Source organism: Devosia elaeis (genome assembly GCF_001650025.1).
Taxonomy (GTDB): domain Bacteria; phylum Pseudomonadota; class Alphaproteobacteria; order Rhizobiales; family Devosiaceae; genus Devosia; species Devosia elaeis.
In genome coordinates, this window is the sequence record NZ_LVVY01000141.1 from 1 (window position 1) to 14,258 (window position 14,258).

At 64.8% G+C, this 14,258-nt stretch carries 14 protein-coding genes and 1 pseudogene; 8 read left to right on the forward strand and 7 right to left on the reverse strand.

What is annotated here, in order from left to right:
- Positions 1 to 239, reverse strand: a pseudogene (locus A3840_RS18210) (ribonuclease PH); the annotation flags it as partial.
- 139 nt (positions 240 to 378) lie between these two features.
- On the opposite strand from A3840_RS18210, the gene hrcA reads away from it, so the two are divergent.
- Both hrcA and grpE read left to right on the forward strand, forming a co-directional pair.
- Positions 379 to 1,458: a heat-inducible transcriptional repressor HrcA gene (gene hrcA, locus A3840_RS18215; protein WP_067460433.1), complete on the forward strand. Its 1,080-nt coding sequence runs from the start codon at positions 379 to 381 to the stop codon at positions 1,456 to 1,458.
- 144 nt (positions 1,459 to 1,602) lie between these two features.
- A complete protein-coding gene (gene grpE, locus A3840_RS18220; RefSeq protein ID WP_067460577.1) occupies positions 1,603 to 2,193 on the forward strand; it encodes a nucleotide exchange factor GrpE in 591 nt (196 codons plus the stop codon).
- Positions 2,194 to 2,410: 217 nt separating this feature from the next.
- On the opposite strand, the gene pncA is transcribed toward grpE, so the two are convergent.
- The gene (pncA, locus tag A3840_RS18225) at positions 2,411 to 3,043 is read right to left on the reverse strand and encodes a bifunctional nicotinamidase/pyrazinamidase (RefSeq protein ID WP_067460436.1); all 633 of its coding nucleotides are present in this window, start codon (positions 3,041 to 3,043) and stop codon (positions 2,411 to 2,413) included.
- Positions 3,036 to 4,847 carry an aminodeoxychorismate synthase component I gene (locus A3840_RS18230; RefSeq protein WP_205633413.1) on the reverse strand — a complete coding sequence of 604 codons (1,812 nt, stop codon included), beginning with the start codon at positions 4,845 to 4,847 and terminating at the stop codon, positions 3,036 to 3,038. Before A3840_RS18230 ends, pncA begins: the two co-directional genes overlap by 8 nt.
- 194 nt (positions 4,848 to 5,041) lie before the next feature.
- Here A3840_RS18230 and dnaK point away from each other — a divergent pair, with 194 nt between their 5' ends.
- Together dnaK and dnaJ are read left to right on the forward strand one after the other, a co-directional pair.
- On the forward strand, positions 5,042 to 6,955 hold the full coding sequence (gene dnaK / locus A3840_RS18235; RefSeq protein WP_067460442.1) for a molecular chaperone DnaK: 1,914 nt from the start codon (positions 5,042 to 5,044) through the stop codon (positions 6,953 to 6,955).
- Between the two features lie 349 nt (positions 6,956 to 7,304).
- Positions 7,305 to 8,438, forward strand: coding sequence for a molecular chaperone DnaJ (gene dnaJ / locus A3840_RS18240; protein WP_067460445.1), 1,134 nt, complete (start codon positions 7,305 to 7,307; stop codon positions 8,436 to 8,438).
- A 258-nt stretch (positions 8,439 to 8,696) separates the two neighbouring features.
- On the opposite strand, the gene A3840_RS18245 is transcribed toward dnaJ, so the two are convergent.
- Positions 8,697 to 9,104 (reverse strand): VOC family protein, encoded by a 408-nt coding sequence (locus tag A3840_RS18245; protein ID WP_067460448.1) that lies wholly within the window; start codon positions 9,102 to 9,104, stop codon positions 8,697 to 8,699.
- 124 nt (positions 9,105 to 9,228) lie between these two features.
- Between A3840_RS18245 and A3840_RS18250 the strand changes: the two genes are divergently transcribed.
- The 3 genes from A3840_RS18250 to pyrF all read left to right on the forward strand — a co-directional run bounded on the left by A3840_RS18250 (position 9,229) and on the right by pyrF (position 11,149).
- Positions 9,229 to 9,774 (forward strand): NADPH-dependent FMN reductase, encoded by a 546-nt coding sequence (locus A3840_RS18250; RefSeq protein WP_067460450.1) that lies wholly within the window; start codon positions 9,229 to 9,231, stop codon positions 9,772 to 9,774.
- Position 9,775: 1 nt separating this feature from the next.
- Complete coding sequence (locus A3840_RS18255) at positions 9,776 to 10,381, forward strand: histidine phosphatase family protein (protein WP_067460452.1); 606 nt, start codon at positions 9,776 to 9,778, stop codon at positions 10,379 to 10,381.
- A gap of 66 nt (positions 10,382 to 10,447) precedes the next feature.
- On the forward strand, positions 10,448 to 11,149 hold the full coding sequence (gene pyrF / locus A3840_RS18260; protein ID WP_067460455.1) for an orotidine-5'-phosphate decarboxylase: 702 nt from the start codon (positions 10,448 to 10,450) through the stop codon (positions 11,147 to 11,149).
- Between the two features lie 134 nt (positions 11,150 to 11,283).
- On the opposite strand, the gene A3840_RS18265 is transcribed toward pyrF, so the two are convergent.
- Together A3840_RS18265 and A3840_RS18270 are read right to left on the reverse strand one after the other, a co-directional pair.
- Positions 11,284 to 12,288, reverse strand: coding sequence for an adenosine kinase (locus A3840_RS18265; protein ID WP_067460458.1), 1,005 nt, complete (start codon positions 12,286 to 12,288; stop codon positions 11,284 to 11,286).
- A gap of 169 nt (positions 12,289 to 12,457) precedes the next feature.
- Positions 12,458 to 13,018: a TetR/AcrR family transcriptional regulator gene (locus tag A3840_RS18270; protein ID WP_067460460.1), complete on the reverse strand. Its 561-nt coding sequence runs from the start codon at positions 13,016 to 13,018 to the stop codon at positions 12,458 to 12,460.
- 51 nt (positions 13,019 to 13,069) lie between these two features.
- Between A3840_RS18270 and A3840_RS18275 the strand changes: the two genes are divergently transcribed.
- A complete protein-coding gene (locus A3840_RS18275) occupies positions 13,070 to 13,522 on the forward strand; it encodes a DUF2214 family protein (protein ID WP_067460463.1) in 453 nt (150 codons plus the stop codon).
- Between the two features lie 20 nt (positions 13,523 to 13,542).
- Here the strand turns inward: A3840_RS18275 and nth are convergent, their stop codons facing one another.
- Positions 13,543 to 14,229: an endonuclease III gene (gene nth / locus A3840_RS18280; RefSeq protein WP_067460466.1), complete on the reverse strand. Its 687-nt coding sequence runs from the start codon at positions 14,227 to 14,229 to the stop codon at positions 13,543 to 13,545.
- Between the last annotated feature and the right edge of the window lie 29 nt (positions 14,230 to 14,258).

Here is a 14,258-nt window from a genome sequence, read left to right on the forward strand (position 1 = left end):
GCCGTGGCCTCGCGGCGGGTGCGCGAGCCGGTGGCGCGGGGCAGCATGCCATATTCGGCGGTGACCCAGCCCTGGCCCTTGCCGCGTAGCCAGCCCGGCACGCTGGTCTCCACCGAGGCGGTGCACAGGACCTTGGTATTGCCGAAGGCGACCAGGCAGGAGCCCTCGGCCTTCATGGCGACATTGCGCTCGAGGGTCACTGCCCGCATATCGGAAGGCTGTCGGCCGGATGGGCGCATCATGATTCCAGTCGTTCTTGGCGTTAACCGCCTCTTAACCCTCATCGGGGCGGCTCACAAGCGCCGGGCGCTTGGCGGCTGGGGAGGAAGGGCTTAAATGAGAGAGCAGGGTTAAAGTGACGAGTTTATTCAAACCATCATGACCAGAGCGGCCGAAGACTTTCTCTCCGTGCTCAATGCGCGCAGCCAGGAGATTTTCCGCCGCCTGGTGGAGCGCTATCTCGATACCGGGCTGCCGGTGGGCTCGCGCGATCTGAGCCGGTTGCTGCAGGTGGAGCTGTCGCCGGCCTCGGTGCGCAATGTGATGGCCGATCTCGAGGATCTGGGATTGATCGCGGCGCCGCATACCTCGGCGGGACGCGCCCCCACCCAGCAGGGCCTGCGCTTTTTCGTCGATGCCATGCTGGAAATGGGGAGCGTGGACGAAAGCGAGCGGACGCAAATCTCCCGCCATATCGAGGGCAGCGCGGGGCATGGACAGGTGGAGGACCTGCTCACGGAGGCCTCCTCGCTCCTGTCCGGGCTGAGCCAGGGGGCGGGCGTGGTCATCGCGGCCAAGGCCGACATGGTGCTCAAGCATATCGAATTCGTGCGGCTGGATGCGAGCCGGGCCATGGCCATCCTGGTGGGGGAGGACGGGCAGGTGGAAAACCGCATCCTCGACCTGCCGCCGGGCTTTACCGCCAGCGCCCTGGCCCAGGCCGGCAATTACCTGGCCCATTACGTGGTGGGGCGGACGCTGTCGGAGGCGCGGCGCGTGCTGCATGAGCGGCGCGCCGAACAGCGGGCGGAGCTGGACGAGCTGACGCAGAAACTGGTCGAGGCCGGCATCGCCACCCTGACCGATACCAAGGGCAATGGCGCCCCGACCGTGATCGTGCGGGGCCGCGCCAACCTGATCAACGACGCCATGGCGAGCGACGAATTGATGCGGATGCGCCAGCTCTTCGACGAGCTGGAAAGCAAGGACGGGCTGCTGGACCTCCTCGGCGACGCCGAGCGGGCGCAGGGGGTGCGCATCTTCATCGGCTCGGAGAACAAGCTGTTCTCGCTCTCGGGTTCATCGGTGATCCTCAGCCCCTACAAGGACGCCAATGACCGGATCGTGGGGGTTCTGGGGGTGATCGGGCCGACGCGGCTCAATTATGCGCGCATCGTGCCGGTGGTGGACTACACCGCCAATGTCATCTCCGCCATGATGGCGCGCAAGCGTCAATGACCGCCATTCGATCAGAGCTCATATGGCCTTATCGCCTGAAATTGGTCCACCGGACCAATTTCTGAACGGCGACAAGCTTGAATTAGGATGCCGCTTGGCCGATATGGCGGGCAAGACTTTTACCTTTTCACGGAAGATGACGAAATGAGCGACGAAAACGCCGCCCAGGGCGAAACGCCGGAAATCGAAGTGCCGGAGACAGAAGCGCCCGAAGTCGATCCCGTCGAAGCGCTGACGGCGGAAAACGCCGACCTCAAGGACAAGCTGCTTCGCACCATTGCGGAGATGGAAAACCTGCGCAAGCGCACCGAGCGGGACGTGGCCGATACGCGCGCCTATGCCATTGCCGGCTTTGCCCGCGACATGCTCTCCGCCACCGATGCGCTGAGCCGGGCGCTGGTGGTGATCCCGGCCGAGACGCGCGAAAATGCCGAAGGCACGCTGAAAAGCCTGATCGAGGGCATCGAGCTGGCCGAGCGGGAAACCCATCGCCTGCTGGCCAAGCACGGCGTCAAGCCGATCGAGGCGGCGGGGCAGAAATTCGACCCGCACAGGCACCAGGCCATGTTCGAGGTGCCGAACCCCAATGTGCCCGAGGGCACGGTGGTGCAGGTGGTGCAGGAAGGCTTCGCCATCGGCGAGCGCGTGCTGCGGCCGGCCATGGTCGGGGTGGCCAAGGGCGGGGCGGCTCCCGCTGCGCCGGCGGATGGCGAGGGCGTCGACAAGAGCGCCTGAGGCTTTCGGGATTTTAGGGAAAAGGGCGCCGATGGGCGCCCTTTTTGTTTTGGGAAGGCTGAGCCGTCCCCCTCATCCGGCCCTTCGGGCCACCTTCTCCCCGAGGGGGAGAAGAATGGTCCGGTGACCACCTCTTATTCCTCTCCCTCTCGGGGAGAGGGTGGATCGGCCGAAGGCCGAGACGGGTGAGGGGGCCACCCCGCCTTCGCTAACCGACCTAGCCGAGAATTTCCCGGCTCATCACCCGCTCCACCCCGGCCTCTTCCATGTCCGCCCAGGCCTGTTCGAGGGAGCCATCGGCGTCGATGGGGCGGGTGGCGTCTTCGATGACGGTGACGTCGAAACCGCCGGCAGCGCCGTCGAGGGCGGTCCAGGCGACGCAGAAATCGGTGGCGAGGCCGGTGACGAAGAGCCGGCCGACATCGCGCTCGTTGAGATAGCCGGCGAGGCCGGTCAGGGTCTCGCGATCGGCCTCCTGGAAGCCGGAATAGGAATCGATGGCGCGGTTAAAACCCTTGCGGATGACGAGCTGGGCGTGGGGGATGCGCAAATCCCGGCTGATCTCGGCGCCATGGCTGTCCCAGACGCAATGATCGGGCCAGAGCACTTGGGGGCCGTAATCGAGCGCAACGCTCTCAAAGGGCGCCTTGCCGGGATGCTGGCTGGCAAAGGAGATGTGATCGGCCGGATGCCAGTCCTGCGTCAGCACGACATTGCGAAACCTGGTCGCCAGCTTGTTGATCAGCGGCACGATCTCGTCGCCGCCCGCCACCGCCAGGCTGCCGCCCGGCAGGAAGTCATATTGCACATCCACGACGAGCAGGACGTCATCGGGCCGGATTTCAATCATGGTCTTGGTTCCTTACCCATTCGGCCGGCACCAGGCCGCGCACGGAATTGCCCAGGAAGATTGCCTCGGCCCGGGCGAGATCGGCAAGGGTCAGCACACGCTCTTCCGCCCGGCCGGACGCCAAAAGCTCGGCGCGCAGGGTGCCGGGCAGGAGGCCCGAAGCGAGGGCCGGCGTCAGCAATCGGCCGTCCCGCTGGAGAAAGAGATTGGTGAAACTGCCCTCGGTCAGCTCGCCGCGCTCGTTCCGAAAAACCACCTCGTCCAGCCCATGGGCGTCATGGGCGCGCTGGCGCGGCTCGTCGTAGAAGGCGCGATTGGTGGTCTTGTGGGCCAGCCAGAGCGAGGTCGAATCGAGTTTTTCCGCGGCGATGGCGAAGCGGAATTTTTCCGGGCTGGGGGGCAGGGGCACGGCGCTGAGGTCAAGGCCGGTTTCGGCCAGGGTCAGGCGGACGCGCATGGGGCCGGTCCAATCCCGGGCCCGGTCATCGAGATAGGCATGGGCCTGCTCGCGAGTGACGGGCAGGGCGAAATAGGCGGCCGAATCGATGAGGCGATCGAGATGCCTGTCGCGCAGGGCAAAACCCTGTTCCGGCGTCCATTTGAAGGTTTCAATCAGGGTGACGGGCGGCGCCGGATCGGCGAGAAAGCGCAATTTGAGCAGGGCCTCCTGATATTCGTCCGCGGCCAGCGAATCGGCGACGATGCCGCCGCCGATGCCGATTTCGCCCCGGCCGGCCGAATCGATGATGGCGGTGCGGATGGCGACGTTGAAGGCGAAATCGCCATTGGGGGCAATATAGCCGATCGAACCGGTATAGAGCCCGCGCGGGCCGGCTTCGACCTCATGGATGATTTCCATGGCCCGCAATTTGGGCGCGCCGGTGATGGAGCCGCAGGGAAAGAGATTTTCCAGCAATGCATGCATGCCGATGCCCGGCCGCGTCCGCGCCTCGATGCCCGAGGTCATGGTGTGGAGGCTGCGATAGGTTTCGACACTGAACAGGTCCGTGACCCGCACCGATCCGGTTTCGGCGATGCGGCCGAGATCGTTGCGCAACAGATCGACGATCATCAGGTTTTCGGCGCGGTTCTTCTCGTCGCGGGCGAGGGCCAGGCGGCCGGCTTCGTCCTCGGCCCTGGTGCGGCCGCGCTTCAGCGTTCCCTTCATCGGTCGCGCCTTCAAGAGGCCATCGGTGCCGGAGACGAACAATTCGGGCGAGCGGGACAGGACGTGGTGATCGCCGGCATGGATATAGGCGCCATAGGCGGTGGGCTGGCTCTGCGCCAGAACCCGGTAAAGGCCCAGGGGATCGCCGTGGAGCCGGAAATCGGCCTTGAGAGTGAGATTGACCTGATAGGTATCGCCGGCGGCAATGAGGCTTTTGACGCGCTCGAAGGCCCGTCTATAGGTGTCGAAATCGAGCCTCGGTTCGATATCGGTGGCCAGGCCCTGGCCAGCGCCGGCCAGAAGGGCATCGGTCTCGGCCCGGTCCGGACGCCGGGGGGCGTCGTAAAGGCCGAACCAGAGCAGCGGCGTCTCGCTATATTCGGGCAGGCGGGGCGCCAGGCGCTCCTCGAACAGGAAACCCAGTTCATAGGCGAGATAGCCCGCCGCCCAGAGCCCTTGGCCGGCAGCGGCGGAGAGCCGACGCAGCGCCGCGCGGGCCGCAGCCGAATCATAGGCGACCAGCACTTCGCGCGGCGCGGTGAAGAGCAGGTTCTGGCCTTGCGGAGCGAGATTGTCGTGCAACAGCACGGTGCCGGGGGCGAACATGGCGTCAGATTTAGGAGATTTCGGCGTCAAGCGGAATCACCCCGGCGCGCAAAGAGCGGAAATCTCGGCAAGGCCATGCTTGAAGCCCTTCCCGCACCCCCCTATATACGCCCCGAGGCCCGGCAACGGGCGAAGGTAAAACCTACGAGGGACCCGACCCGAGAGGGGCACGAAGCTGCTTTGAAGGGCTTCGCCGCGGGTTCGCTGAAAGAGAGGCTAGTTTAATGGCAAAAGTTATCGGTATCGACCTCGGTACGACCAATAGCTGCGTCGCCGTGATGGACGGCAGCAATCCCAAGGTCATCGAAAATGCGGAAGGCGCGCGCACCACGCCCTCCATGGTCGCCTTTTCCAAGGACGGCGAGCGTCTGGTCGGCCAGCCGGCCAAGCGGCAGGCCGTGACCAATCCGGAAAATACCCTGTTCGCGGTGAAGCGCCTGATCGGCCGCCGTTTCGACGACAAGGTCGTCGCCAAGGACAAGGACCTGGTGCCCTTCAAGATCACCAAGGCGGACAATGGCGACGCCTGGGTCGAAGCCAATGGCGAAAAATATTCGCCCAGCCAGGTTTCGGCCATGGTGCTGCAGAAGATGAAGGAAACCGCCGAAAGCTATCTCGGCGAGACCGTTACCCAGGCGGTGATCACCGTTCCCGCCTATTTCAACGATTCTCAGCGCCAGGCCACCAAGGACGCGGGCAAGATTGCCGGCCTTGAAGTGCTGCGCATCATCAACGAGCCCACCGCGGCCGCGCTGGCCTATGGCCTCGACAAGAAGAACAGCGGCACCATCGCGGTCTATGACCTGGGTGGCGGCACTTTCGACGTGTCGATTCTCGAAATCGGCGACGGCGTGTTCGAGGTGAAGTCCACCAATGGCGACACCTTCCTGGGTGGTGAAGACTTCGACATGCGCCTGGTCGATTACCTGGCCGACGAATTCAAGAAGGAACAGGGCATCGACCTGCGGAGCGACAAGCTCGCCCTGCAGCGCCTCAAGGAAGCCGCCGAAAAGGCCAAGATCGAGCTTTCGAGCGCCACCCAGACCGAAATCAACCTGCCCTTCATCACCGCCGACGCCTCGGGCCCCAAGCACCTGACGCTGAAGCTGAGCCGCTCCAAGCTCGAATCGCTGGTCGACGACCTGATCGCCCGCACCATCGAGCCGTGCAAGCAGGCCATGAAGGATGCCGGCGTTTCGGCCAGCCAGATCGACGAGGTCGTCCTGGTGGGCGGCATGAGCCGCATGCCCAAGGTGCAGGAAGCGGTCAAGCAGCTCTTCGGCAAGGAACCCCACAAGGGCGTCAACCCGGACGAAGTGGTGGCGCTCGGCGCGGCCATCCAGGGCGGCGTCTTGCAGGGCGACGTCAAGGACGTGCTGCTGCTCGACGTGACCCCGCTGAGCCTGGGCATCGAAACCCTGGGCGGCGTGTTCACGCGCCTGATCGACCGCAACACCACGATCCCGACCAAGAAGAGCCAGACCTTCTCGACCGCCGAGGACAACCAGAGCGCCGTGACCATCCGGGTGTTCCAGGGTGAGCGCGAAATGGCGGCGGACAACAAGCTGCTCGGCAATTTCGACCTGGCCGGCATTCCGCCGGCGCCGCGCGGCGTGCCGCAGATCGAGGTGACCTTCGACATCGACGCCAACGGCATCGTCAACGTGTCCGCCAAGGACAAGGGCACCGGCAAGGAGCAGCAGATCCGCATCCAGGCCTCGGGTGGCCTCAGCGACGCCGATATCGAGAAGATGGTGAAGGACGCCGAGGCCAATGCCGAGGCCGACAAGCGCAAGCGCGAGGCGGTGGAAGCCCGGAACCAGGGCGAATCGCTGATCCATTCGACCGAGAAGTCGGTCAAGGATTACGGCGACAAGGTCTCGGCCGAGGACAAGGCCGCCATCGAGACGGCAATCGCCGACCTCAAGGGCGTGCTGGATGGCGACGATCCCGAAGCCATCAAGGAAAAGACCGCCAGCCTGGCCGAAGTCTCGATGAAGCTGGGCGAGGCCATGTACAAGGCCAGCCAGGAAGAAGCCGAGGCCAAGGCCAATGGCAGCGCCGACGACGATGACGACGACGTGGTCGATGCCGACTTCGAAGAGGTCAAGGACGACGACGACAAGAAATCGGCTTAAGCCTGTTTCGCGTGATTGCGAGGCCCGGTGGCGACACCGGGCCTTTTTTTGCTGCCTTGGCCTTCCCTCTCCCCTTGTGGGAGAGGGTGGATCGCGCGCAGCGCCCGAAGACTGGATCACACCCCCTCATCCGCCCTTCGGGCACCTTCTCCCACGAGGGAAGAAGGGAAGAGAGGAGGGCTTCGGGACAAATGTTCCACGTGAATCCGTCTCGGTTGATCCCGGTGCCTCCCCTTGCTAAGACGCGGCTTCCTGCCCATATGCGGGACAAGAGGCCGGCAAAGCCGGCTTTGTTCGTTTCATTCCAGCGCGACGACCGGACCGGCGCGACCCAAGAAGAGAGTTTACCTTGGCCAAACGCGATTTCTACGAGGTGCTCGGCTGCCAGAAAGGCGCCGATGATGCCGCCCTCAAGAGCGCCTATCGCAAGCTCGCCATGCAATTCCACCCCGACCGCAATCCGGGCAATACGGAGGCCGAGCACCAGTTCAAGGAAATCAACGAGGCCTATGACACGCTGAAGGACCCCCAGAAGCGCGCCGCCTATGACCGGTTCGGCCATGCCGCCTTCGAGAATGGCGGACCGCGCGGCGGCCCCGGCTTCGGACCGGAATTCGCTTCCTCCATGTCCGACATCTTCGAGGATATCTTCGGCGATTTCATGGGCGGCGGGCGGCGCAGCGGCGGGGGTGGCGCGGCGCGGATGCGCGGCTCGGACCTGCGCTACAATCTCGAAATCGACCTCGAGGAGAGCTTCGAGGGCAGCACGGTGGAAATCGACGTGCCGACGCTGGCCAGCTGCGAGACCTGCGAGGGCTCGGGGGCCAAGCCGGGCACCGGCACCCATACCTGCCGGCAATGCAATGGCCATGGCAAGGTGCGCGCGGCGCAGGGCTTCTTCACCATTGAGCGCACCTGCCCGGTCTGCCAGGGACGCGGGCAGATGATGGACCAGCCCTGCACCGATTGCGGGGGGCAGGGTCGGCGCCAGCAGAACCGCAAGCTTTCGGTCGATATTCCGCAGGGCATCGAGGACGGCACCCGCATCAGGCTGGCCAATGAAGGCGAGGCCGGGCTGCGCGGCGGACCGCCGGGCGATCTCTATATCTTCGTCTCCATCCGGCCGCACCAATTGTTCCAGCGCGACGGGGCGGATCTGTTCGCCCGCGTGCCCATCGCCATGACCACGGCGGCGCTGGGCGGGGAATTCGAAGTGCCCACGCTCGACAATGCCCGCGCCAAGGTGAAGGTGCCGGCCGGCACCCAGCCGGGCCAGCGCGTGCGCCTCAAGGGCAAGGGCATGCCGGTCCTGCGCAGCAAGGATGTGGGCGACCTCTATGTGCAGCTCGACATCGAGACGCCGCAGAACCTCTCCCGCCGGCAGCGCGAATTGCTGGAGGAATTCGCCCAGCTCGAGACCGCCGATACCAGCCCCAATTCGGGCGGCTTCTTCGACAAGCTCAAGAAAATGTTCGAGGCTTGAGCCCGGCGCTTCGCGCCAAATCACGCCGGTGGCGTGATTTGAGGGCTCAAGGCCTGGAGAGCTAAGCTCGGAAGGCTGGCCGTAAAAATCGCCCAATGGAGCGATTTTAGGCTTTAAAGCCATGAGAGCTATGCTCGAATGGCACGGAGATCGCGGCTTTCCAGAAGCACGCTCGAATACCTCATGGTGAGCTTGTCGAGAACTCGCCACGACCTCGTCCTTCGACAAGCTCAGGATGAGGTCTGCTGAAGCAACGTGCTATGCTTCCGGCGCGCCGTTCATGTCCATCCAGACATATTCCCAGACATGGCCATCCACGTCGGCGACGGCGCGGGAATACATGAAGCCCATGTCCTGGCGCTCGCGCACTTCGCGGCCTCCGGCCTTGAGCCCGGCATCGGCTATGGCGTCGACCGCCTCGCGGCTGTCGCGCGACAGGGCGTAAAGCGCCTGGGTCTCGGCCTTGGGATCGGGGATGGGCAGAGGCGAGAATTCCTTGAACTTGGCATGGGTCAGCACCATCACGAAAATGGTGTCGCTGATGACGATGCAGGCGGCGGTCTCGTCGGTGAAGTCGGGATTGTGGTCGAAGCCCAGGGCCTTGTAATAGGCCATGGAGGCGGCGAGGTCGCGAACCGGGATATTGACGAAGATCATGGAGGACATTTGGCGTTCCCTTATGCTTAAGTCATTACTTAAGTGACTAGGACATTGCGGCTTTTCCGTCAATGCTCTTGCCTAGACGAATGAGGCGGGGCACTTTCGACAGGCTCGGCCAGATGGAGGCAAAATGAAGACGGCGCTGACCCTGTCCGGGTCGATCCGCAAGGGATCGGACAATCGCAAATTGCAATTGCATATGGGGCGCAAGCTGGCGGAGGCGGGGGTGGAAGTCACCGATCTCGACCTGGGCGATTTCCCCATGCCGATCTTCAACGAGGACCTGGAGCCGGACCATGTGCCGGAAGCGGCGCGGGAACTGGCCGCGCTCTGGCGCAGCCATGACATCATCTTCATCGCCACGCCCGAATATAATGGCGGCCTGCCGCCGCTCCTGGTCAACACAATCGCCTGGCTCAGCCGGCAGAGACCCAGCCCGTTCCGGCACGCCATATTCGGCATTGGCGGGGTCAGCTCGGGCAAATACGGGACCATCTGGTCGCTGAGCCATCTGCGCGACAGCCTGAGCAAGATCGGCGCGCTGGTGGTGCCGGGCCTGCTCGGCATCGGGCCGGCCGAAGAGGCTTTCGACGAGAATGGCGACCCTGTGGAGCCGGCCATTATCCGCAAGGTCGAGACCATGGTGCACGACCTCACCCATTTCAGCCGGGGCTAGAATGCGCGCGCTCTATCTCACCCATCCGCAGGTGAAGATGGACCCGAACGTGCCGGTGCCGCTCTGGGGCCTGTCCGATATCGGCCGGGCGCGCGCCGAGGCGCTGGTGGCCCGCAGGATCGTGCCGGGCGGCGCCGTGGTTTTTGCCAGCCGCGAGGCCAAGGCGCTGGAGCTGGCCGAAATCATCGCCGGGGCCACCGGGACGCCGGTGCTGACCGATCACGACATGGGCGAGAACGACCGCAGCGCCACCGGCTTCCTGCCGCCCGCCCTGTTCGAGGAACATGCCGACCAGTTCTTCGCCCATCCCGACCGGAGCATCAGTGGCTGGGAACGCGCGATCGACGCGCAAAGACGGATCGTGGGCAGCGTCCGGACGGCTTTGGACAGCGTGCCGGCCGATGCCCAGGTGATCTTCTGCGGCCATGGCGCGGTGGGCACGCTGCTCAAATGCCATGTGGGCAAGAAGCGGATTTCGCGTGACGAAGACCAGAGCCGCATCGGCGTGCTGGGCGGGGGCAATGGCTTTCTCTTCGACCTGGCGGCAGGGGAATTGGTGACCGACTGGACGCCGATGGAGGCGATCGGACCGGACTGGTTTGCATGATCCGCCTTGCCGAAACCGGACTTTTGGTCTAGGCGAGGTGGAATACGGACATCGCGGGAGAGAAGAATGGCCAGCCAGTTGATCGTGGGCCTCGACGTTTCGACGCGCGCCCGGGCCGAGGAGATCGTGGCCCTGCTCGGTGACGATGTCGATTTCTACAAGATCGGCTATCAATGCTTCTACGGCGCCGACGGCTATGCGCTCGGCAAGGCGCTGCTGGCGGCAGGCAAGAAGGTGTTCTTCGACCTCAAGCTGCTGGATATCGACAATACGGTCGAAAAGGGCGTGGCCGCCATCGCCGAAACCGGCGCGACCATGCTCACCGTCCATGCCTATCCCAAGGCGATGCGGGCGGCGCAGAAGGCGGCCTCGGGCTCCAATCTCCGTGTCCTGGGCGTCACCGTTCTGACCTCGATGGACGATGCCGATGTCAAGGAAGCCGGCTATGAGCGCGATGCGGCCGGGCTCGTCGCCCTGCGTGCGCAGCAGGCGCGCGAGGCGGGAATCGGCGGCGTGGTCGCCTCGCCGCATGAAGCGGAAATGGTGCGCACCATCGTGGGCCCGAAAATGGCCGTGGTGACGCCCGGCATCCGCCCGGCTGGCAGCGCCAGGGGCGACCAGAAGCGGGTGATGGGCCCGGCGGAGGCGCTGGCCGCCGGCGCCAGCCATTTGGTGGTGGCCCGCCCGATCATCGAGGCTTCCGATCCCGCCGCCGCGGCGCGGGCGATCCTGGCGGAAATGGCGGGGAACAGGGTGAGCGTCGCCTGAGGACCGGTCCGAGTCGGAATTCTCTCTCCTTCGCCCCCAGGGAGACGTGAGGATCCTTCGGCAGGTTCTCCAAGCTGAATTCCTCATCCGGCCCTTCGGGGCATCTTCTCCCCTCAGGGGAGAAGGAAGAGGGGCTATCCGGCAAGGCCGTGCTGCTTGCTCAGGTCCTCGAGATCGAGCAGCGGCCTTGCACCGATATGGGAGATAACCTCGGAGGCGGCCAGGCACCCGGTCTTGAGCGCCGAATCGATATTCTGGCCGCGTGCCAGGCCGAGCAGGAAGCCGGAGGCGAAGAGGTCGCCGGCGCCGGTGGCGTCCACCACCTTGTCGACGGGGAAGGCGGGAACCGAAACCACTTCGCCATTGAACACGGCCATGGCCCCGTCGGCGCCCATGGTGATGGCGGCGACTTCCGCATCCTTGGCGATTTCGCGCACCGCCTCGCCCAGGTCGTCGGTCTGGTAGAGCGATTTCAGCTCATGCACATTGGCGAAGACGTAATCGATGGTCTTGGAGCGGATCAGGTCGAGGAATTCGGCGCGGTAGCGATCGACGCAGAAGGGATCGGAGAGGGTGAAGGCGGCGGCGCGCTCATGCTTGTGGGCGTAATGGGCGGCCAGAACGAAAGCCTTCTTGGCCTCGACCGGGTCCCAGAGAAAGCCTTCCATATAGGTGACGGCGGCGGCCCCGATCTCATCGGGCTTGATATCGCGCTCGGTCAGCTCGTGGCAGGCGCCCAGATAGGTGTTCATGGTGCGCTCGCCATCTTCGGACAGGAAGATCATGGAGCGGGCGGTCAGCGCCCCGTTCTTGAGGCGGGACGTGGCATAATGGACCCCGATATCGGTGAGGTCGGCCTCGAAGACGTCGCCCAGGGGATCGTCGGCGACCTTGCCGACAAAGGCGGCGCGACCGCCCAGGGAGGCCACGCCGGCGGCGGTATTGGCGGCGGAACCGCCAGAAATCTGCTGCCGGGACAGCGGCATCTTGGCGTAAAGGTCCTCGGCCCGATCGGTATCGATCAGGTGCATGATCCCTTCCTGCATGCCTTCGCGCGCGATGAAGCCCGGCTCCACCGGTGCGATGATGTCGACAATCGCATTGCCGATGGTCAGGACGTCGAAGCGGGTCTGGGTCATGTGCAGGGAGTCCGGCGCGTTGCTGAAAAGGCCGTCAGCCGGTTTAGAGCAAGAGCGGCCAGCGGGCAATCTTTTCGGGGCAGGGCGGGGCACGGCTTCGCCCTTGGAGACGGCGCTACGCGCCTCCTCGGGATGAGGTCTGCTGGTGCCCATGCGAATGGCAATGAATCTAGAGCGAGCCGATGATCTCGGCGACCAGGGCTTCGCTGTCCTCGCCGGCGCGGATGGCGATCTGGCCGTCGAGCAGCAGCACGGCCAGGCCATGCACCTTGGCCCAGGCGGCCAGGGCACGGATGCGACCGTCCAGGGCCGTGCCGCCCACGGCCTGGCGCAGGGTATCGAAGGCGGCGTCGGCGGCCATGCGCAGGCCCGGCCGGGCATCCTTCTTCAATTGCGGCGAAAACATCAGCCGGAAGAGATTCGGATTCTGCAGGGCGAAGACCACATAGGTCTTGCCCATGGCGGCAAGAGGATCGTCGGGCGCGCTCGCCATGACTGCCTGCATGCGGGCAGTAAAGCGCTGGAAACCGGTGACCGCCAGGGCCTCGAGCAGGGCGGCGCGGCTGTCGAAATGCCGATAGGGCGCAGCGGGGGAGACGCCGACCGCCCGCGCCAGATCGCGCAGGCCCAGGCCGGCCTCGCCCTGCTGTTCCAAGAGGCGCAGGGCCGCTTCGAGCAAAGCCTGGCGCAGATTGCCGTGGTGATAGGGGGCATTGGGCAATGTTGACATTGTTCACATTCTGGTCGAGAATGTAAGCGTTGTCAACATGAGGGGACGCAATTGGACTGGGATTTCCTTCTCGCTTCGGCGCATCACCTGGCGGTGTTCACGCTTGTGGCTTTGTACGCGGCCGAATTCGCGCTGGTGCGGCCGGGACTTTCGGGCCCGAGAATAAGCCAATTGGCCCGGCTCGACGCCTTTTATGGCGGCGTGGCGGGGCTGGTCATCGTAGTGGGTGTGCCGCGCATCTTCTTCGGATCGGTGGATGCCTCCTATTATTGGGGCAATCACGCCTTCTGGGGCAAAATGGCCGCCTTCCTGATCCTGGGCCTGCTCACCATTCCGCCGACCCTGGCGTTCCGGCGCTGGGTCAGGGCAGGGGCGGGCGCCGTGGATTATGCGCCGCCGGCCGAGGACATCGCCCGCAGCCGGCGCTTCATCCGTCTCCAGGCGGCGGTGCTGGTGCTGATCCCGATCTTTGCCGCGGCGATGGCGCGGGGTTACGGGAGCTAGCAGCCTGAAGCATGCAAGACTTATCGGGCCGGGGCAGACCGCCCCGGTGGCGGCGTCTTGGGCTCGAAGCGGCAATATTGGCTGATCGGGCAGCGCCAGCATTCGGGCTTGCGCGCCTTGCAGATATAGCGGCCGTGCAGGATCAGCCAGTGATGGGCATGGAGCAGGAATCGCGCCGGCACCTGTTTCTGCAAAGCCTTTTCCACTTCGAGCGGGGTCTTGCCGGGAGCGAGGCCGGTGCGGTTGCCGACGCGGAAGAGATGGGTATCCACCGCGATGGTGGGCTGCTTGAACCAGATATTGAGCACCACATTGGCGGTCTTGCGGCCGACGCCGGGCAGGGCTTCGAGCGCCTCGCGATCCTCGGGCACTTCGCCGCCATGCCGGTCGATGAGGATTTGCGAGAGGGCATGGACATTCTTCGCCTTGCCGCGAAACAGGCCGATGGTCTTGATCTGCTGCTCGATGCCCTCGACCCCCAGGGCCACCATGGCGGCGGGCGTGGGGGCCAGTTCGAACAGGCGCTTGGTCGCCTTGTTGACGCCGGCATCGGTGGCCTGGGCCGAGAGCACCACCGCCACGAGCAGGGTAAAGGCGTTGATGTAATCGAGCTCGCCCTTGGGCTCGGGCTCGATCTCGTGGAACCGGGTGAAGATCGCCTCGGCATCGGCCCGGCTCAACGCTTTCACTTTTTTGGCCGCTGCCATTCTCTCGCCCTCGAATCTCTGCCAGTATT